At 34.4% G+C, this 18,219-nt stretch carries 29 protein-coding genes; 25 read left to right on the top strand and 4 right to left on the bottom strand.

Features of this window, described 5'->3' with window-relative positions; all coding sequences use genetic code 11:
• Positions 1 to 3 precede the first annotated feature (3 nt).
• Genes ACUL40_RS04925 through ACUL40_RS04945 form a run of 5 tightly spaced genes read left to right on the top strand, consistent with a single transcriptional unit; the run spans position 4 to position 1,574 of the window.
• A complete protein-coding gene (locus ACUL40_RS04925; RefSeq protein ID WP_000799090.1) occupies positions 4 to 282 on the top strand; it encodes an AbrB/MazE/SpoVT family DNA-binding domain-containing protein in 279 nt (92 codons plus the stop codon).
• Positions 275 to 634, top strand: a complete 360-nt coding sequence (locus ACUL40_RS04930) for a hypothetical protein (protein ID WP_001125949.1) — start codon at positions 275 to 277, stop codon at positions 632 to 634. The genes ACUL40_RS04925 and ACUL40_RS04930 overlap by 8 nt, the downstream gene beginning before the upstream one ends.
• 18 nt (positions 635 to 652) lie before the next feature.
• On the top strand, positions 653 to 820 hold the full coding sequence (locus ACUL40_RS04935; RefSeq protein ID WP_000717826.1) for a DUF3954 domain-containing protein: 168 nt from the start codon (positions 653 to 655) through the stop codon (positions 818 to 820).
• A gap of 27 nt (positions 821 to 847) precedes the next feature.
• A complete protein-coding gene (locus tag ACUL40_RS04940) occupies positions 848 to 1,099 on the top strand; it encodes a hypothetical protein (RefSeq protein ID WP_000109498.1) in 252 nt (83 codons plus the stop codon).
• A gap of 19 nt (positions 1,100 to 1,118) precedes the next feature.
• Positions 1,119 to 1,574, top strand: a complete 456-nt coding sequence (locus tag ACUL40_RS04945; RefSeq protein ID WP_001102016.1) for a nucleoside triphosphate pyrophosphohydrolase family protein — start codon at positions 1,119 to 1,121, stop codon at positions 1,572 to 1,574.
• A gap of 267 nt (positions 1,575 to 1,841) precedes the next feature.
• Here the strand turns inward: ACUL40_RS04945 and ACUL40_RS04950 are convergent, their stop codons facing one another.
• The gene (locus ACUL40_RS04950; RefSeq protein ID WP_000185203.1) at positions 1,842 to 2,630 is read right to left on the bottom strand and encodes a sulfotransferase family 2 domain-containing protein; all 789 of its coding nucleotides are present in this window, start codon (positions 2,628 to 2,630) and stop codon (positions 1,842 to 1,844) included.
• A gap of 1,101 nt (positions 2,631 to 3,731) precedes the next feature.
• Between ACUL40_RS04950 and ACUL40_RS04955 the strand changes: the two genes are divergently transcribed.
• Entirely contained in the window at positions 3,732 to 4,487 is a 756-nt protein-coding gene (locus ACUL40_RS04955) for a DNA cytosine methyltransferase (protein ID WP_000783004.1), read from the top strand.
• 36 nt (positions 4,488 to 4,523) lie between these two features.
• Entirely contained in the window at positions 4,524 to 4,664 is a 141-nt protein-coding gene (locus ACUL40_RS04960) for a hypothetical protein (protein ID WP_179191799.1), read from the top strand.
• Between the two features lie 140 nt (positions 4,665 to 4,804).
• Here ACUL40_RS04960 and ACUL40_RS04965 read toward each other — a convergent pair whose 3' ends face one another.
• Positions 4,805 to 5,095: a hypothetical protein gene (locus ACUL40_RS04965; RefSeq protein ID WP_001045720.1), complete on the bottom strand. Its 291-nt coding sequence runs from the start codon at positions 5,093 to 5,095 to the stop codon at positions 4,805 to 4,807.
• A 231-nt stretch (positions 5,096 to 5,326) separates the two neighbouring features.
• On the opposite strand from ACUL40_RS04965, the gene ACUL40_RS04970 reads away from it, so the two are divergent.
• From ACUL40_RS04970 to ACUL40_RS04980, 3 genes are read left to right on the top strand one after another with little or no spacing between them, the layout of a single operon-like run.
• Entirely contained in the window at positions 5,327 to 5,497 is a 171-nt protein-coding gene (locus ACUL40_RS04970) for a hypothetical protein (RefSeq protein ID WP_000645540.1), read from the top strand.
• 27 nt (positions 5,498 to 5,524) lie between these two features.
• The gene (locus tag ACUL40_RS04975; RefSeq protein ID WP_000166200.1) at positions 5,525 to 5,998 is read left to right on the top strand and encodes an ArpU family phage packaging/lysis transcriptional regulator; all 474 of its coding nucleotides are present in this window, start codon (positions 5,525 to 5,527) and stop codon (positions 5,996 to 5,998) included.
• Positions 5,998 to 6,540, top strand: a complete 543-nt coding sequence (locus ACUL40_RS04980) for a site-specific integrase (RefSeq protein ID WP_001012177.1) — start codon at positions 5,998 to 6,000, stop codon at positions 6,538 to 6,540. The genes ACUL40_RS04975 and ACUL40_RS04980 overlap by 1 nt, the downstream gene beginning before the upstream one ends.
• 335 nt (positions 6,541 to 6,875) lie before the next feature.
• Here the strand turns inward: ACUL40_RS04980 and ACUL40_RS04985 are convergent, their stop codons facing one another.
• Complete coding sequence (locus ACUL40_RS04985; RefSeq protein WP_001061495.1) at positions 6,876 to 7,292, bottom strand: DUF1259 domain-containing protein; 417 nt, start codon at positions 7,290 to 7,292, stop codon at positions 6,876 to 6,878.
• Between the two features lie 283 nt (positions 7,293 to 7,575).
• Between ACUL40_RS04985 and ACUL40_RS04990 the strand changes: the two genes are divergently transcribed.
• The gene (locus ACUL40_RS04990) at positions 7,576 to 8,286 is read left to right on the top strand and encodes a DUF421 domain-containing protein (RefSeq protein ID WP_001289208.1); all 711 of its coding nucleotides are present in this window, start codon (positions 7,576 to 7,578) and stop codon (positions 8,284 to 8,286) included.
• Between the two features lie 512 nt (positions 8,287 to 8,798).
• Here the strand turns inward: ACUL40_RS04990 and ACUL40_RS04995 are convergent.
• Entirely contained in the window at positions 8,799 to 9,284 is a 486-nt protein-coding gene (locus tag ACUL40_RS04995; protein ID WP_000100518.1) for a hypothetical protein, read from the bottom strand.
• Between the two features lie 526 nt (positions 9,285 to 9,810).
• On the opposite strand from ACUL40_RS04995, the gene ACUL40_RS05000 reads away from it, so the two are divergent.
• The 14 genes from ACUL40_RS05000 (at position 9,811) to ACUL40_RS05065 (ending at position 18,218) form a co-directional block, all read left to right on the top strand.
• Entirely contained in the window at positions 9,811 to 10,023 is a 213-nt protein-coding gene (locus ACUL40_RS05000) for a hypothetical protein (protein ID WP_000778974.1), read from the top strand.
• 134 nt (positions 10,024 to 10,157) lie between these two features.
• Positions 10,158 to 10,496: a hypothetical protein gene (locus ACUL40_RS05005; RefSeq protein ID WP_000333451.1), complete on the top strand. Its 339-nt coding sequence runs from the start codon at positions 10,158 to 10,160 to the stop codon at positions 10,494 to 10,496.
• A 4-nt stretch (positions 10,497 to 10,500) separates the two neighbouring features.
• A complete protein-coding gene (locus ACUL40_RS05010; RefSeq protein ID WP_000964490.1) occupies positions 10,501 to 10,731 on the top strand; it encodes a hypothetical protein in 231 nt (76 codons plus the stop codon).
• On the top strand, positions 10,724 to 11,059 hold the full coding sequence (locus tag ACUL40_RS05015; protein ID WP_001008152.1) for an HNH endonuclease: 336 nt from the start codon (positions 10,724 to 10,726) through the stop codon (positions 11,057 to 11,059). Before ACUL40_RS05010 ends, ACUL40_RS05015 begins: the two co-directional genes overlap by 8 nt.
• A gap of 152 nt (positions 11,060 to 11,211) precedes the next feature.
• The gene (locus ACUL40_RS05020) at positions 11,212 to 11,547 is read left to right on the top strand and encodes a P27 family phage terminase small subunit (RefSeq protein WP_000124846.1); all 336 of its coding nucleotides are present in this window, start codon (positions 11,212 to 11,214) and stop codon (positions 11,545 to 11,547) included.
• Complete coding sequence (locus tag ACUL40_RS05025) at positions 11,544 to 13,202, top strand: terminase TerL endonuclease subunit (protein WP_000615662.1); 1,659 nt, start codon at positions 11,544 to 11,546, stop codon at positions 13,200 to 13,202. The genes ACUL40_RS05020 and ACUL40_RS05025 overlap by 4 nt, the downstream gene beginning before the upstream one ends.
• Before the next feature lie 8 nt (positions 13,203 to 13,210).
• Positions 13,211 to 14,374, top strand: a complete 1,164-nt coding sequence (locus ACUL40_RS05030) for a phage portal protein (RefSeq protein ID WP_025921931.1) — start codon at positions 13,211 to 13,213, stop codon at positions 14,372 to 14,374.
• Positions 14,358 to 15,140 carry a head maturation protease, ClpP-related gene (locus ACUL40_RS05035; RefSeq protein ID WP_000216392.1) on the top strand — a complete coding sequence of 261 codons (783 nt, stop codon included), beginning with the start codon at positions 14,358 to 14,360 and terminating at the stop codon, positions 15,138 to 15,140. Before ACUL40_RS05030 ends, ACUL40_RS05035 begins: the two co-directional genes overlap by 17 nt.
• A 3-nt stretch (positions 15,141 to 15,143) precedes the next feature.
• Positions 15,144 to 16,298 carry a phage major capsid protein gene (locus ACUL40_RS05040; RefSeq protein WP_000234867.1) on the top strand — a complete coding sequence of 385 codons (1,155 nt, stop codon included), beginning with the start codon at positions 15,144 to 15,146 and terminating at the stop codon, positions 16,296 to 16,298.
• 5 nt (positions 16,299 to 16,303) lie between these two features.
• Positions 16,304 to 16,597 (top strand): hypothetical protein, encoded by a 294-nt coding sequence (locus tag ACUL40_RS05045; RefSeq protein WP_001098848.1) that lies wholly within the window; start codon positions 16,304 to 16,306, stop codon positions 16,595 to 16,597.
• Position 16,598: 1 nt separating this feature from the next.
• Positions 16,599 to 16,952 carry a phage head closure protein gene (locus tag ACUL40_RS05050; protein ID WP_001247286.1) on the top strand — a complete coding sequence of 118 codons (354 nt, stop codon included), beginning with the start codon at positions 16,599 to 16,601 and terminating at the stop codon, positions 16,950 to 16,952.
• 1 nt (position 16,953) lies between these two features.
• Positions 16,954 to 17,298, top strand: a complete 345-nt coding sequence (locus ACUL40_RS05055; protein ID WP_000997564.1) for an HK97 gp10 family phage protein — start codon at positions 16,954 to 16,956, stop codon at positions 17,296 to 17,298.
• Positions 17,295 to 17,624: a hypothetical protein gene (locus ACUL40_RS05060; protein ID WP_000172097.1), complete on the top strand. Its 330-nt coding sequence runs from the start codon at positions 17,295 to 17,297 to the stop codon at positions 17,622 to 17,624. The genes ACUL40_RS05055 and ACUL40_RS05060 overlap by 4 nt, the downstream gene beginning before the upstream one ends.
• Positions 17,625 to 18,218 carry a major tail protein gene (locus ACUL40_RS05065; RefSeq protein WP_001114731.1) on the top strand — a complete coding sequence of 198 codons (594 nt, stop codon included), beginning with the start codon at positions 17,625 to 17,627 and terminating at the stop codon, positions 18,216 to 18,218.
• Position 18,219 lies beyond the last annotated feature (1 nt).

An 18,219-nucleotide genomic window follows, 5' to 3' on the forward strand; every position in this document is an offset into this window, starting at 1 on the left:
GGTATGAAAAACACAGGCGTTGCAAGAAAAGTGGACGAGCTAGGTCGTGTAGTAATTCCAGTAGAGTTACGCAGAACTTTAGGGATTGTCGAAGGAACGGCACTAGATTTTCATATCGATGGTGAAAACATTGTTTTAAGAAAACATGAAAAGTCATGCTTTGTAACGGGTGAAGTGTCTGAAACCAACATAGAGTTGCTAGGTGGCCGAATGTTTTTAAGCAAGGAAGGGGCAAGTGAATTACTGGATTTTATTCAGAAGAGTGGGCTGGCACATGCCTAAGCAACTAAATATTTTTGATGTAGAGCCAGCAATTTGTGAGTTCGATGCAATGAAGGCAAATGTGAAGAGAGGAACTGGACGCACTACATACGCTGACGTACGCGTCCAAGTTCCAACGAATGCAAAGTGTACGGATGAATTACCACGCACAACTAAACAAGATGATCGCTATGATATTTTTGAACAGTATGTAATGGCAATATGGAGATTTCAAAGAGCTGTAGATAAGTTTTTTAATTGGGATACAGCTGAAGAATTGTGTAAGGCAGCAAGGGATAAAAAAGAAATAATTCCGGTACGGGTTTATTTAGGAAGTGGTTTTAAACCTGATGTTGTCGAGTACATGCGGTAGTAAAAAGGAGAGGGACATATGAAAAAAATAGAAATTGATGTTAGTAGCAACAAACTTTTAATAGTGAAGGACGGAAATGTAACAGCAGTAAATCCGCCAATGAGTGGATTCGGTGAGCAAGTTGCGGTTTGGGTAAACGGTAAAGTTGATCGTGTAGATACTAAGTTTACTGAAAAGATAAAATAATTTTTTTACTAGAAAGTAGGTTCGCTTATGAGTGTAGCGAGAAACCATGAAGTGATGAAGGAATCACGGTTGAAGGTATACATCGCTTTAGAAGAAGCTAACTTCATTTGGGATGAAAGAGATGTAATTCGTTTTCGTGAAATGTGGAATCAGGGCATGAGCTTGCCAAAGATGGCAAAAACGTTAAGAAGGCATCAAGTGGAAGTTGCACTCCTTGTAATAGATCAGGCTGATAAGTATTTAATTGAAAATCGTCCGTTAGGATTAGGAATTTGCTAAATAGGAAGGGGAAAATAAAATGAACGTTATGGAAAACAGTGTATATGAAACAACTAAATTAGTTAGTGAATCAAAGGAAGGACAAGCTGTAATGAATATCAATCATATTTGTGAATTAGATCAATATCAAGAAGCGGCATTACGTACATGGAATACAAATAACGATTTCGGTGGACGTGTTTTAAATGCAGCATTAGGTCTTACGGGAGAAGCTGGTGAGGTTGCTGATGTTGTAAAAAAAGCAATTTTTCATGGTCATGGATTTGATCCAGCTCATTGTCCAGGAGAAGAAGAAGGAAATACACATAAAATCGCTTTAGAGCTAGGGGACATCTTGTACTACATTTCAATCATGTCTCATGAAATGGGATATACCCTAGAAGATATTGCTCAAATGAATATATCTAAATTAGCAACGAGATACCCAGGCGGATTTAGCCGAGAAGCTAGTCAAAATCGTGTAGATATGAAATGAAAATTGTAATAAAAAAGAGCCTTGAGTGGAAAGGCTCATAGCTCTTTTTTATAAGGGTAATGATTTTATATATAAATATTATTATATAATCCCAAAAAATTCAATGTTAGTCAATTAAATGGTATAAAATTTGAATTTTGTAGAAAAAGAGCACTATTAGAATAGTGCCCACATTCAATTTGCAGGAGTATTATGAGGAAACTTAAGTAGGTGGCTTAAGTTTCTCTGTAATAATTATGAATCTATGATTATAAAAATGCCTATATTTTAGATGGGAGTTAGGGAGTATTTGTATACAGTGAAATCCTTTTTGAAAATATCTTCAACTAATTGAATAGTTTCGGAGTCATAAAAACTTTCATATGTTGGGAGTCGTGGGAATAGAGGGTCAGTAATATCAGCATCTGCATAGTTACCTTTAAAAATGGTGATCCCACTTTGATGATGCCATGACTTAGTTAATATATCTAATGGGGACTTCTTTAAGTCGTATATATTCTCTAAATTTGAGATTTCAGAAGAGAAATTTTCAAGGTGAATATAGTTTGTAACAAACTTTTCTTCATCTTGGACATATTGTTGCACATAGTGGGGGTTCACATCATCTAAATTATTCATATGTGCTTTTAAGTAATATAAAAAAAGTTTAAAGGAGATTTTTTTATTACAGTTTTTATCATGATATAAAAACTGTCTAATTGGCTGCCATTCGGGATGTTCAATATTTGGTGGAGGAATTAGTGAGAGAAATGAACTTACTGCCCTTTTATAGGGATTTCTTACAAGTTTATATGTCGGTTTTTCATTTGTGGATAATGCATTAGCAAGCCCAGTAAAGTAGTAAACTGAATTTTTGTAAATGTCGAACTCATAATTATGGATGAATGGATTATATTTAATGGCTTCCTTAAACAAGTTGATTTGATAAAAAAACCAATGAGCAAGTGATGTACATCCGCTTTTTTGACTCCAAAATAATATTATGGGGAATTCTTGATGAAAATGGGGTCCTCGGGCGTATTTCATAATGAAGTCATAAATATTTGAGTTAGTCATATGTTACCTCCCATCATATTCTAGAAATCTCATCTTTGTATACGGTATGGAGAAAATTCTATATATATGATAAAAGGCTTGCAGGGCTATCAATTACTTTATAAAAGCGTTATTTTAATCGAAAAGAGAACCATTAGGGCGTATGGTTCTCTTGGACCAAGAACTATAATGTTTATTTTTTATAGTCCGTATAAGTATATGTACTTAAAAAAACAGTGAATCAAATGATATGTATTAACAGTTTTCTTTTAAGTAATTACTTTTTGCTTTCTTGCAAGCAAAGTAAATTGAACCAGCAAATACTAATAATATGGGAATCCACGCTCCAACTGACATTTTTACACCTCCTTAAATTATACTGTTCTTATATTTTAATACATTTGTATTTTGAAATGTAAGAAAACGAAAAAAGAGAGTTTTTAACAAAATAGTTATTTTATAACCCAAAATAAAAGAACCCGTTTGTTAGAAACGGATTCTTCACACAAGGTCTGCAAGAAATTCAAGGTAACTGGACCAGAGCACCATATAGAATCTCTGTTGATATTAATGTATTCAAAGAGATCTACAACGTTAATAGTAATTAAACAAAATTCTTATTTGGGCATAAAAGAGAGCACCTTCGAACAGTGCTCTTTCTCGGAGCGTTATATATTTATGAAGGTGAACTGCCCTCTCAGAAATAATATATGCACTCTTGAATTAAGCAGTGTTTGTACAAAAAGGGAAGAGTTAAATTTAATGAGAAGAGTGAAAAAATCGTTATTTAAATAAAAGAAACCCCGTTTGTCTGCGGGGTTCCTAAGGGTAATTGTCAAGTAATGACGTACTCGACTAAATAACCATATCATGAATTTTTTGGTAAAAATACTGGTAAATGTGTCCAAATTTATAAGGTCATTATTTTGAACAAAAACGCTATTTTGTTAGAAAGGGGAAGTTGATTACGGGATTTAATAAGGTTCTAACACTATGTAGTGATTGTAAAAAAGAAATAACTGTAAAGGCAAATTATGAAAATAGAAATAAGAAGTTTAAATGCGAGAAATGTAACGATAAAAACTAAACAAAACTTCATTTTAAAACAAAGGGGAATAGCGAATGAAAATGTTGGATCTATGTTCGGGAATTGCAGGAATAAGCATGGCAGCGGATTGGGCTGGGATTAATACAGCAGCCTTTTGCGAAATAGAAGAGTTCAATCAGAAAGTACTTAGAAAGAACTATCCTAACATTCCTATTTTCCCGGATTTATATAAACTTACAAAACAATCATTAATAGATGGAGGTGTTGACGTTGATTCAATTGGAGTTATTTCAGCAGGATATCCCTGTCAGGGAGAAAGCATGGCCGGAAAGAGAAAAGGCGCAGAAGACGAGAGGTGGTTATGGCCAGAAGTCTTCCGACTCATTAGAGAACTCAGACCCACTTGGTTTGTTGGAGAAAATGTTGCTGGACACGTCACAATGGGCTTGGACACCGTGCTCTCCGACTTGGAAGAAGAAAACTACTCGACAAGGACATTCGTATTACCGGCTGTCAGTGTCGGGGCGCCACATCAAAGATACCGGACATTTATTGTTGGCCACTCCAACGACAAGCCAAAATTACAAGCCAATAAGAAAATTATCCCCTTCAGAAGCAAACGGCAGCCATGGAAAACAACTTCCGGGATCGATCGGGGAGCACTTTCCGGAACATATTGGGAAGAAAATAAACCCGCAGTTTGTGGAATGGATGATGGGACTGCCGCAAGATTGGACGAAGATAGATTGAGGTTCTTGGGTAACGCAGTCGTACCTCAACAGATCTATCCGATATTTGAAGCGATAGCAAAGATTGAAGGTTTATTATAAAAATTTCATTTTGTAGAAAAGGGGAATGAATAACTGATGGATTACGAATTATTTGAAGAATTGAAGCCATACGTTGAAAACGCAGTTGAAGATAAAAAGAATCCGAAAGAAGTAATTAAAATTTTAGCTAACTTAATTGAACATGTTGCTGAGTTCTATATTGATGATACGAAATAAAAGAGCAGGTAGCAAAAGCTAACTGCTCATCTCCAAGGGGGAACAAGGAGAAAGTAACTTAATGGGTTGTCTGCAGTATTGACGGAATATTGAGTTTTATTCAGGGGCAAAATCAGTATATGCACAAACTGAAGACAAAATTAGATATAAAATAGCAGAGTTGCAGCGTAGCAAGATAAAACTGAAATGATAGAAAACAGGGTTTTAAGTTTTCGGCGTTCTTGTTCATTCTCTGAAACAAACGAAATGTATTTTCGTATTCCAAATGTTAGTATCCAAACGCCAAATGTTAATCCAACTATCCCAACAAAAAACTGAGGATTTGGAAATGAAGTATGAACCGTAGCAGATAAAAGTAAAGTTTTAATGGATAAATAACAAAATGTTGTTAAAAGAGAGCAATATATGATAGCGATAATCCATTTATTCATGATAGCGACCTCCTTTTATATAATGAAAAATTTATGTAATCTGAAAATATTATATCATGGAGATTTTTAATTGTATGTAATGAAAAAACTCAACAAAATAATCCTTTTAAAGTAAAACAAACAGAATATAGTCCGGCTAGAAAACTAGAGGACACCAATTCATTAAAGCAGCAATGAAAGCTGTTTTAGGAAAAGGTGTCCTTTTTATTTTGAAAAGGGAGATGGGGAATTATGAAAGCACTTAAGGACCAATTACGCGAGTGGAAAAAGCAATCGAATAAAGCAAAAAAGAAAAGTAAGAAAAAACGGAAAGAGAAGTTAAACACTCGTGAGATTGAAGGTTTAATGGGTATTCATGGACCTCGTTATGAACGTAGACGTGGAGCATTAAGACAAAAGTAATCTAAAAATAAAAAGGAGTGGTCTTACATGACTAAACAATTATCTTTCTTGCCAAAAATCGATAGAGTAGCAACGCAGAAAAAATTAGAAGGTGTTCTTGAAAGCGTACGTTTATATAGACAGTTTGGAATGATGCGTGAAGAAATGAAAGTCACTCCTTCTTATGAAATTAGATATCACGGACCTACAAATGATGCAGGAAAGCCATTAGAAAATGTAGCGATGGCTAATATACAGCAAAGTAAGCGAGAAGAGTGGGTTAAGCAAACGTCATTTCATATTGATCAGTTTCTTAGTCGTTTGGGTAATGGACGTGCAGGAAAGGATCAAAGAAACATCATCATTAAGCGTTATTTAGAAGATGAAGATGTATGTGATTATATGGTATATAACGAAATTGGCATGAGTGAGCGTACTTATCGACGTGTTAAGGCTAGGGTGTTTTATAAACTTGCTTTTGCTCTTAGATTAGAAGTTTATGAAACTGGAGGTAATGAATAATGAATTTTGTTCAGCCGATACGTGATTCAGAGCAAATACAGCAGTTAAAAGAATATTTTAAGGAAAAGAGTTTACGTAATTACATTCTCTTCATTATGGGAATCAATACAGGCCTGAGAATCTCGGATATTTTGAAACTGAAGGTAGGAGATGTTAAAGGCAGTCATATATCTATGCGAGAAAAGAAAACAGGGAAACAGAAACGAATACAAATTACTGCAGCATTGAAAAGAGAGCTTAAATGCTTTGTCGAAAAAAGAGAAGATAATGAGTACTTATTGCAAAGTAGACAAGGTAGGAATCGTCCGATTGGTCGTAGTATGGCATATAAGATATTAAGTGGAGCTGCAGCAGAGTTTGGATTAGATGAAATAGGCACACATACGTTAAGAAAAACGTACGGGTATCACATGTACATGCAAACGAAAAACATAGCATTACTTATGGAGATATTCAATCATTCGTCAGAGAAGGTCACGTTACGTTATATAGGTGTAAACCAAGATGCAATGGATAAAGCAATGACTAAGTTTAAAATCTAATCACTGCTTATTTCTTTTTAAATCTAGGGGTATCGCCACATTCCTATCAACTTAAGAATTCAGGATTACCCCAAAACCAAAAAATAAGCTATTTTGTCACAAGCTAGCACAAAAATTCGTTTTTGGGTTACTAAAAAATTTTAACTTGATAACTATGTGGTGAGGGGCTACCTCCAGCATTTCGGAACCCCTCACGCTAAGCAAAAAATACAATAAGTCGCAATTCAATGTATCTAGAAATTTATAAAAATGCTTTCTAGATTGCTTAACTGGAGGGCTTTTTTTATTCTCATGATTCTCGATATAGAAAATCAATAAATAAGATCTACTTAAAGTTAGCTCCCGTTATCAGTTATTGGATAACTACTTAAAACCAAAAAGGAATTTGCCAATTTTTTTGCAAAACTCAATGGTGGTTCAATAGATTGGATATGAATATACATAATCAATGGTTTCATATATAACCAATGATTATGTAAGGCGCTAACAATAATCCCTTGTTGAACAATTGATTGCATAAATAAAGGAATTTCTTCTTGTAAAATAGCGATTTCTCCAAGGTTCAACGCATTGCCATTTTGATCTAGCGATTCAAAAGATATCCCAACCGGTATCACTGAGGTGCTTGGTCGTCCTTGAACCAGCACTTTAATATTACGACGCAAGGAGACAGAACAAACACCTTGATTTATGTTGCTTTTTCCATTAAGAATTTTAGCGAATTGTTCACAAAGAAAATTAAGGTTGTTCATAAATCTTATACCCCTTTCTTATCAGATAAAAGTTACTATATAAGTATTAATACTCGTCCATTAGCTTTTATATAAGTAATTTAAGTAACTCTATCATTATATTTCCTCTTACATTCATGTCTCTTTTTAGTTCTTGAGAAACTTGACAACAGAACCGAGATTAATTCATCTACAAGAACTATTTAATGTCATTGAACATAATAAATTCTTTTACAATGATACATACTATCCTTATGTAAATCGTTATAATACGAACACGCAATCTTAAGAGGAGGAGCTACTTATGTCTGAACATATAGAGATTATTTTGAGAACACTGTTATCTTTCTCGATTTTATTTATCGGAGCTAAAATATTAGGAAAGCAGATTATCGCTGAAATGAATACCTTTGATTTTATTGGTGCTATCTCTATCGGAAGTATTATTGCAAATTTAGCATTTAATTTAAATGTAAAAACTCATCATGCAGTTATAGCTTTTCTTATTTTAGTATTTGTCATTTTAATGGTTAGCTATATATCCATGAAAAGTCGGATAGGCAGAAAGGTATTTGCTGGAAATCCAACAGTCATTATGGAAAACGGAAAAATTTTAGAAAATAATATGCGGAAAATGCGCTATTCTCTAGATTATTTAAACCAACAATTAAGAGAGAATGGTATTTTTAATATTGAAGAAGTTCTTTATGTCGTAGTTGAAACAAATGGTAAAATATCTGTTTTGAAAAAACCTGAATATCGTACTGTTACAAAACAAGATTTAAATATACCAACAAAAAAAGAGTGTAAACTTCCCATCGAGCTAATTATGGATGGAGAAATTATGACAGAAAACCTAAGGCAAAACAATCACACGGAGTTAGAATTACAATGTGAGCTAAAAAAACGTAAACTTAGCTACAAAGATGTTACGTATGCTGTACTTGCAGCAAATGGAAACATTTATATTGACGCATATAAAGATAATATTACTTCCCCAATGGACCAAGAATAGGCTATTTCTTAAAAATACAGGCGAACATATATTAGCCTATCTCGAAGTAATAAAACCTCTCCATAACAAAAATTCTATGCAGTATTGACTACTGATAACAATAATTATGTAAATAAGCTGTCGACATGGGCAGTTTATTTTATTTTTGTCTTAGCTTGTTTTTCAAAATGTTAGTGGTATCTCTATACGGTTACTCATAATTTTCGCACTGTGTAACTCAAAAGAGAAAGTGAAATGAAATCAATGATATCAAGGGATTAAACGAAGGATTCAGTTACACACAATATAAGATATGGGTAAGTCAGTTGAGCAAAATGTATAAGGTTAATTAATAATTGGGACATCGTTATGAGAATTTAGGTTTATCAAGCAAATTATATTCTTATGACGATATCCCAACATTACTTAGAAAAATGATGTGAGAAATTTTAATCGATATGAAATTTAGTAGAGGATTGTACTTGTGTCTTAAATAGTATAACTAATACTCATAGATTAAGTTATTCCTATTTTTAAACTATGAAATCAGCAAAATGGAATACCATAGAGGGATCTGCAACGGAAAGACCAGGATTTGTAGGGTTAGAAAGGCCAGATCCACCAACAACTTCAATTTCAAGTTTTCCACGTAATGGACGTTCTCCTACTAAATAATCTCCTGTGGATTTAACATGAAGAATTCCGTTTACAAAAGAACTAATATCAAACTCTAATCGAGTACAACTCATTGGAGGGATAATTGTTAGGCCAAGCCCTTCCAGAAAAGGTCTTTCATTCTCAGTAATTATAAAGGGAAGTGGTGTACCATCAACCGAGATTTGTACAGGAGGACAATACTCGATTACCACATCAGCTTCTAGCGATTGTCTTGTTGGATTCTTAAGGATAATTACAAGCCTATTATTTGGTTGTCCAACCGCAGCATTTAATGGAACTAGAAAAGGTCCTGTAGTAATCGTATTCTTTCTAACATGACATTTCGATTTATAACTGGACATAAAATCATCTCCTATTAAAAATACTTTCTGTATATCTTATTAACATTAAACGTAAGTTGTACAGGCTGATATAGCATAAGAAGCATTGGATTATAGTAAAGTCCTTCATTATAACTTAATTGTGCAGTATTCATGTGGAATTTAATATTAGTGGCAGAGTCGTGACCGCTTTTTGGCAGAAAATGTGCCGATCGTTTTGGAATCAACGTGATATATTTGTATTGTGGGAAGTGGCGGAAAACACAACTCATTAAGATTCCTTTATAATCTATATGTTGTCTAAACGGTTTCATAATGATAGCACATAAAATCCGAAATCAGCAGATGGTAATGATTGAATGATACTGTCATTAGGGAGAGCTTTTGCTCTTCTTCCAGTTACTTAATATTGTTGATGTGTATCAGTGGTTCATCATTAGGTGATTGGAATAAGATTAAAACTTCACGTACCGGAATTAAAGTACAAATTAATAATCTATAAAAAAGCACCCGAATGGATGCTTTTTATTTTGGAGGAGGATGAAAAATGAAACTAACTAAACAAGAACAAGCGGTTGCAATTGGTACTTTCATTTCAATGTTAGGACAGGAACTTGTGAATGAACGTATCGATAAACAGAAATTAGAAAGTGTACTTCCTATCTTTAATGATATGCAAGATAATACAACACCAAAGCAAAAGAGAGAAGCGATGATCAGTTTGCTGGGTAAAGCGGTGGATGAATTCTTAGAAAAATAGCCATAAAAAAAGAAAAGCAACTCGCTTTGGGGTGCGAGTCACTTTTCCTGATGGCAATGTTAACTTTATTATAACAACCTGTATTTATTTGGTAAATATATAATCGGAATATTCTTTTGAAAGGAGTGAGATAGATGTGTGAGGTTCGTACTGGGATTAACCATTACCATACTTCTAAATGTTTAGTGTGTGGCCATCAGGATAGAGTTAATTATCTGTCAAAAGAAGAATATCAAGAAGTAACTGTTTGTCCAAAATGTAACGGTGCGTTTGTAGATATGTGGAAGTTAGAGAAGTACAAACAACATATCAATCAACATAAAGAATGTGAACATAGATATCAATTGATGGATAGTAAAACAACACAGATACAAGTTGATAACAGACAAGTATCTATCCATATCTTGGGGAGTTTCTATTGCGAGAAATGTCTTGATATTCAATTCCGTGGAAGGATTGAGGAAGGAGAATGATAGAATGCTATGGTTATTAGCTTATCTTATTGTTGGGCTTCTTTATACAACAATCAGGTTATATCCATCGATATGTGATGTTGCACAAAAGAATATAGATGATGCTGTATGGTTGATAGCAACAATAGTTATATCAATTGCTGTTATCTTCTTTTTAATTCCATTCTGGATTATCCTGTTAGCTCTTGATATAGCTAAGTTGTTTTATAAACAAAGAGGTAAGCTTCATGAATGAATATAAAACCAAACAACAGAAGCGTAAGTTCTATGACAGTGGTGAGTGGAAGAGTATACGTGAACAAGTAAAGAAGAGAGACTCTTATGAGTGCCAGCAATGTAAACGCAATGGTCGAGTACAAACAGATACCAATGAATACAGTGAGAGTGCAAAGCGTAAGAAGATTCAACTCGTTGTCCATCATATAAAAGAACTAGAACATCATCCAGAACTTGCATTAGAAATAGATAACTTAGAAACAGTCTGTGTGGATTGCCATAATAAAGAACACGGTAGAGTGTTTGTTAAAAAGATAAACAAATGGGAAAACGATGAAAAGTGGTAAAAATGGTTCGGTAATAACACCCCCCCTTAAATAATTTCATGAAAAAATGCTCTAAGGGGCACCGGAGGAGGGGGTCGATTTTTCAAATTTATAACCAAATTCGCGCGTTATATCAAATTGGAAAACGATGTAAATCAGAAGGGAGGGATATTGTGGCTAGAGTGAAGCGTGAAACAATGAGAAAAAGGATTGAAAAGGATCTAACAAATCAATTAAAAGAAAAAAAGATTGTAGGTAATCATTATACTGACTTAATTCAAGACTATTTATCGTTGTGGGATTTAAAGTGTATTCTTGTTGATGATATTGAAGAAACAGGAATAAAAGTATCTGGCATGCATGGTCCGAAATCCAATCCTTCTATTAATGATTTACATAAAACAAATGATCGAATGATAAAGATTTTAGATGCACTTGGATTAGAAGCATCGGCAGAAGAAAAGAAAGTTCCTTCAAAACCTGTGCGCTCAGTTAAAGATTTAACATGATTCAAAATAAATATGTCACTGAATATATTGAGATGTATCGCGCAGGGAAAATTAAGCTGAATAAAGAGCGCATAATGCTAATTGAGTACCTGGAGAAATACATTTTAATACGCGATGATTTGTATTTCGATAATGAAATGCATGAGGACTATATAAAATTCACTGAGAAATGGTACTTTAAATTGCAAGCATTTCAAAAGTTCCTAACAGCATTTGTTTTTCTTTTCTACAAAGAAGATGATTCTGTTTTTTACGAGCAATTTTTAATTATGATGGCTCGTGGTGGTGGTAAAAACGGTTTAATTTCATCATTATGCCATTTCTTTATTAGTCCGCTGCACGGAATAGATCGATACAATGTTTCAATTGTGGCGAACAATGAGAAGCAGGCTAAAGTTTCTTTTCGTGAAGTCTATGATGCTATTAAAGGAAAAGAAATACTAGAAGACATGTTTTATAGAACCAAGGTAGAGATACTGAGTAATGATACACAAAGCATTATGCAATATCATACATCTAATGCTGGTTCTAAGGATGGACTTCGTGACGGTTGTGTTATTTACGATGAAATACATCGATATGAAAACTTTGATGTAGTAAATGTATTCTCTAGTGGACTTGGAAAAGTGCCGAATGCTAGAGAATTTTTTATTGGTACAGATGGCTTTGTCCGCGACGGATTCCTGGACAAAACGAAAGAGCGAGCGATGAACATTCTAAAGGGAAAAGATTTAGAAGATCCATTATTCCCTTTCATCTGCAAGATAGATAATCCAGAAGAAATTGATAATCCTGATGTATGGGAAAAAGCTAATCCGATGTTTAGTGAGCCGAGAAGTTCTTATGCTAAACAATTATTTAAAAAGGTATTAACTCAATATAAACAATTAGAAAATAATCCTTCAAACCGTGAAGAATTCATAACAAAACGCATGAATTACCCTGAAACAGATTTAACAAAGTCTGTAGCCTCATGGGAAGAAATCATGCGTACTGGTTTTGAAGAAGACGGAGAAACGCTCAGAGAAGTTCCTGATTTAAAACATAAAGTAGCTGTAGGTGGACTCGACTTCGCCAGCATCAAAGACTTTGCTGCGGTCGGTTTACTATTTAAACATGGTGAAGATTATATATGGAAAGGTCATTCATTTGTACGTAAAGGATTCTTGGACAAAGTGAAATTAAAAGCACCTATATATGAATGGGCTGAAAATGGTTTACTAACTATTGTGGATGAACCAGTTATTAATATCTCTCACATTGTAGATTGGTTTGTAAAAATGCGTGAGATATACGGATTTAACACAATAGTAGCTGATACTTTCCGTCTTGATCTTGTTAAAACAGCACTTGAAGCTGAGGGTTTCATATTGTTATATATTCGTAATCCAAAAGCGATTCATTCTTTATTAGCACCTAGGGTCGAAACGTTATTTGCGAACAATCGTATTATTTTTGGGGATAATCCATTAATGCGTTGGTACACCAACAATGTTTACGTCCACATCAAAAAAGACGGTAACAAAGAATATCTGAAAAAAGATGAATTTAAGCGCAAAACAGATGGATTCCAAGCCTTTATTCATGCATTATGGCAAGCGGATAACATTCTTGTTGATGAATTCGATTTTATGTTAGACGGTATTAAATTCTAATAAAGGGGGTGATAATCATTGGATGGCTGGATGCGGTGTTTAAAAGAAATAGTGAATTAGGATTTATGTTTGATGTGGAAATGTTTATTGAAAAAGCAAATAGAGTACACATGAAGCGATTAGCAATTGATACATGTATATCCTTTTTAGGAAGAACAATTAGCCAGTCCGAATTCAGAGTGAAAAATGGTGAAGAATTCGAAAAAGATGATCTTTATTACAGATTAAATGTTAGACCCAATAAGAATATGACAGCAAGTACCTTTTGGGAGAGTTTCATTTACAAACTTATTTTTGATAATGAAGCGCTAATTGTACAAGCTGATGATGGTGATTTACTTATTGCTGATGGCTTTGAACATAATGAATATGCTGTGTTTGAAGATACTTTTACGAATGTCACAGTAAAAGATTATCAGTTTAAGAGAAGTTTTAAGCAAAGTGAAGTTATTCATTTAAGATATCGGAATGACAAGTTATCACCTCTTATCGATGGTTTGTTTACTGATTATGGTGATTTGTTCGGTAGGATATTAAGTTCTCAAAAGCGCAAAAATCAAATTCGCGGAACAGTTGATATGGACATGCTTGCTGCAAAGAGTAAAGAACATCAAGCGAAGCTTCAAGAATTCATTGATAACATGTACAAAGCGATTGGAGAAAAAGACGTTGCTATCATTCCGCAACAACCAGGTTTTAAGTATGCTGAAACGTCAGGTGGAGCAAATTCTGGACAGAGTGTGGAGGAAATTAATAAAGTAACAAATGGCTTCTTAAATCAAGTAGCAATGGCTTTTGGTATTCCAACTGCTTTGATATATGGTGAAATGGCTGATGTTGAGAAGCAAACGAAAAATTATATGCTTTTCACAGTGAAACCTTTATTAAAAAAGATTTCTGATGAAGCAAACGTTAAATTTTTTGAAAAAGAGGAGTATCTTTTAGGTCAAAAAATTGAAGTTAAAGCTGTTTCTTATCAAAGTATATTTGATCTTGCGACAAGCATCGATAAACTCATTTCTTCAAGTGCATTTACAGGAAATGAAATTCGATTAGAAGTAGGATATGAAGTTTCGGATGATCCAAACTTAAATACACATCATATTACGAAAAACTATACGAAACTAACTGAATCTGAAGGAGGTGAGAATACAAATGACGGTGAAAATTGACGTTAAAGGACCAATTATTTCGAATGATGAAGCTTGGATTTATGATTGGTTTGAAATGGATGCTGCAAGCCCAGGTAAAATCTCAAAAGAACTGATTGATGCCAATGGTGATGATTTAATTGTATCGATTAACAGTCCCGGTGGTTATGTACACGAAGGATCAGAAATTTATACAGCGTTGAAAAGTTATCCTGGTCATGTGGAAGTTCAAATTGTTGGTTTGGCTGCAAGTGCGGCTTCTGTTATTGCGATGGCTGGTGATAAAGTCCGAATTTCACCTACAGCACAAATTATGATTCACAATGCTTCTATGTGGAATGGGGGTGATCATCGTGATATGGAAAAAGCTGCTGAAATGTTGAAAACAACTGATCGAGCAATTGTAAATGCCTATGTCATTAAAAGTGGTAAATCAGAAGAGGAACTACTTCATATGATGGCTGAAGAAACTTGGATGGGTCCACAACAAGCATTAGAAAATAATTTTGTGGATGAAATTATGTTTATGGATAATCAGGTTAAAATGACAGCTTCAGCTTCTACTACTGCCATGCTTCCACAGAAAGTAATCGATGGCTTTAGAAATGGAACCATGAACAAAGGCCAAGGGATTACAAAAGAAGATTTAAATGCAGCATTATCAGGTTTAAAAAATGAAATTCTGAATGATTTACAAACGAATACAAATCTCAAAGAGCCTATTCAAAAGCCTGTTCATACAAAACAGAATTTGAGTACGCTCTTTTTAAATTTAGGAGGAAAATAAAATATGGTTATTAAGTTTAATAATTTCGAAGAGAAAAAACTAGCTTTTGCAAAAGCGACACAGGATGGTACAGCAGAAGAACAATCAGTAGCATTAAACTCCATGATTGAAGCACTTGCTACAGATGTACGAGCAGATATTTTAAATCAAGTGAATGAATCAATGGTAGATCGTTCTATTATGCAATCTCGCGGTGCTAATGTACTAACAAGTGAAGAAATGAAGTTCTTTAATGCTGTTGTTGAAGAGGGTGGTTTTAAATCTACTGAGACTCTACCTAAAACAACACAAGAGAGAATTTTTGATGATTTAGTTCAAGGTCATCCGTTGCTAGAGCATATCGGTTTAGAGAATTTAGGAGCCGTGACAGAATTTATTTATGGAGATTCAGAGGGTGCAGCTGTATGGGGACCGTTATTTGGTGATATTAAAGGACAATTAAATGCTGCATTCCGAAAAGAATCAATTACTCAACTGAAATTAACAGCATTTATTCCATTAGCAAAGGATATGTTGAAGCTTGGTCCAGTATGGGTGGAACGATATGTTCGTACTATGATTACAGAAGCAATGTCAGTAGGTTTAGAACGTGGCTTTGTAGCTGGTACGGGTAAAAATGAACCTATTGGATTATTAAAAGACCCTAGCGGGAGTGTCACGAATGGAGTATATCCAGATAAAAAGGTTGCTGGAACTTTAACTTTTGAGCCTGGTCGCAAAACAATTAATGAATTAAAAGGCGTGGTCAAATTATTGGCTAAAAAATTAAACCCTGATGGTAAAACAGATGCAGATCGACCAAAAAATATTGCTGGTAAAGTAGTTATGGTAACAAATCCATTTGATACTTTTGATATTCAAGCAAATGCTACGATTCAAAATGCGGCAGGTGTATATGTAACGAGCTTACCTTTTAATCCAATCCCAACAGAATCTGTATTTGTACCTCAAGGACAAGTGGTTTTCTTTGTTAAAGGGGAATACATTGCAGCGATGGGTGGAACAGAGCCAATCAAGAAGTATGAAGAAACATTAGCTTTAGAAGATGCAACTGTTTATATTGCTAAACAATATGCTACAGGTAAACCGAAGGATAAATACACTTCACAAGTTTTTACATTAAAGCTTGAAGAAGTAACCCCACCAACACAAGGGTGATGTGAATGAATACAGTAATTTCGAATGAAATATTACAGCAATTCAAAGATAGGATGCACTTAGGGGATGAGGAAGACGACAACCTAAAGCGCATCCTTTCTATGTCTAACAAGGCGTTACTTAGGGTTTGTGGGAATTATGATTTAAATAAAGACGAGGAGTTCAAAGAATTAGTCTTTGAACGTTCTCGTTATGTTTATAACGATGCATTAGAGTATTTTGACAAGAATTTTTTAAGTCAGATTAATAGTTTAGGTATCGATAAAGCATTAGAAGAAATTAAATTGGACGGTGATTAATATGCGTCCTTTTCAGTACAAGAAACCACTGAATACAGGTGATTGTAGAAATCGAATTATCATTGAGCAACCAGAAGTAATACAAGATGATTTGAATCAAGAAGTTGAAACAGGTAATTGGCAAGAAGTAAAAAAAGCATGGGCAATGATAAAAACGGTAAAAGGTTCAGAGTACATTGAAGCTTCGGCTTCACAGTCTACACGAATTTATCGGTTTGTAATTCCTTATACAACAGGAATTACAGAATTAATGCGAATTAAAATGAAGGATCGTATCTTTGACATTATCGAACCGCCAATGAATGATGATGAAATGTATCAAACATTGACTATGATCGCAAAGGAGCATGTTTAATATGAATGATTTTGCGAGCGAACTTGCTAGAGAATTGCAAAGATATGCAAATGTTGTGGAAGAAGAATTGTTGACAGCACAAGAAGAGGTTGCTGATGTTGCTGTAGAAAAATTAAAGCAAGGTAGTCCTAAAAAAACAGGGGCATATCGTAAAGGATGGCGTAAGAAAAAAGAAGATAATGGTGTTGTCGTCCACAATTCACAAGGACAATTAACGCATCTTTTAGAAAATGGACATGCGAAAGTCGGTGGTGGACGTGTTCCGGCTCAAGTGCATATTCGTCCAGTTGAAGAGTATGTAATTAATGAATTGCCAAGACGTATCGAGAGGGCGATTCAAGAATGACATTAGGTGAACTAACAAAAATTCTTGAAGCTACAGGTTATCCTGTGGCTTATTCGCATTTTACAGCAACACCGACTAAACCAGTTCCAACGCCACCTTATATATGTTTCCTTGTGGATGGATCAGCAAATTTAATGGCTGATAACAAGGTTTATCACAAAATAAATGATTTAAATATTGAGCTTTATACAACTAGAAAAGATTTAGTTGCAGAAGCCATAATTGAAAAAGTCCTAGACGATCATGATATTCCTTATGACTCGTATGGGACTTTTATTGAATCTGAGAAATTATTTCAAAAAATATATGAAACGAGGTTGATGTAAATGCCAGAAAACAAGGTATCTTATGGTTTAAAAAATGTTCATTATGTACCATACAACGTAACTGACGGAGTCGTTACATTTAAAACACCAATTCCATTGCCTGGTGCAGTTGAACTAACAAATGAACCACGCGGTGATTTAATTGAATTCTATGCTGACGATATGCTTTATTACTCAGCAGATAATAACCAAGGTTATGAAGGAACATTAAATATCGCACTCCTTCCAGAGCAATTTGCTATTGATGCATTAGGCGAACAATTAGATGAGACAGATGGTGTATTAAATGAGTTAGCTGATGCAAAAGGGAAACCATTCGCGCTGTTATTTGAGTTTGATGGTGATGTGAAGGCAACTCGTCATGTTATGTATAACTGTTCAGCGAGTCGACCTAATATTTCATCAAAATCAAAAACAAATTCAGCTGAACCGAATACAAATGAATTGAAATTTGTTGCGAGCCCATTGATTTTAGCGCCTGGTGGAAGACCAATGGTTAAAACGAAGACAACTGCTAAAACAACCCAAACAATTTACGATAACTGGTACAAAGAAGTGTATATTAAAAAACCAGCAGCACCAAAAGGAGCGTGAT

It is taken from the genome of Bacillus sp. KNSH39, from assembly GCF_052656585.1.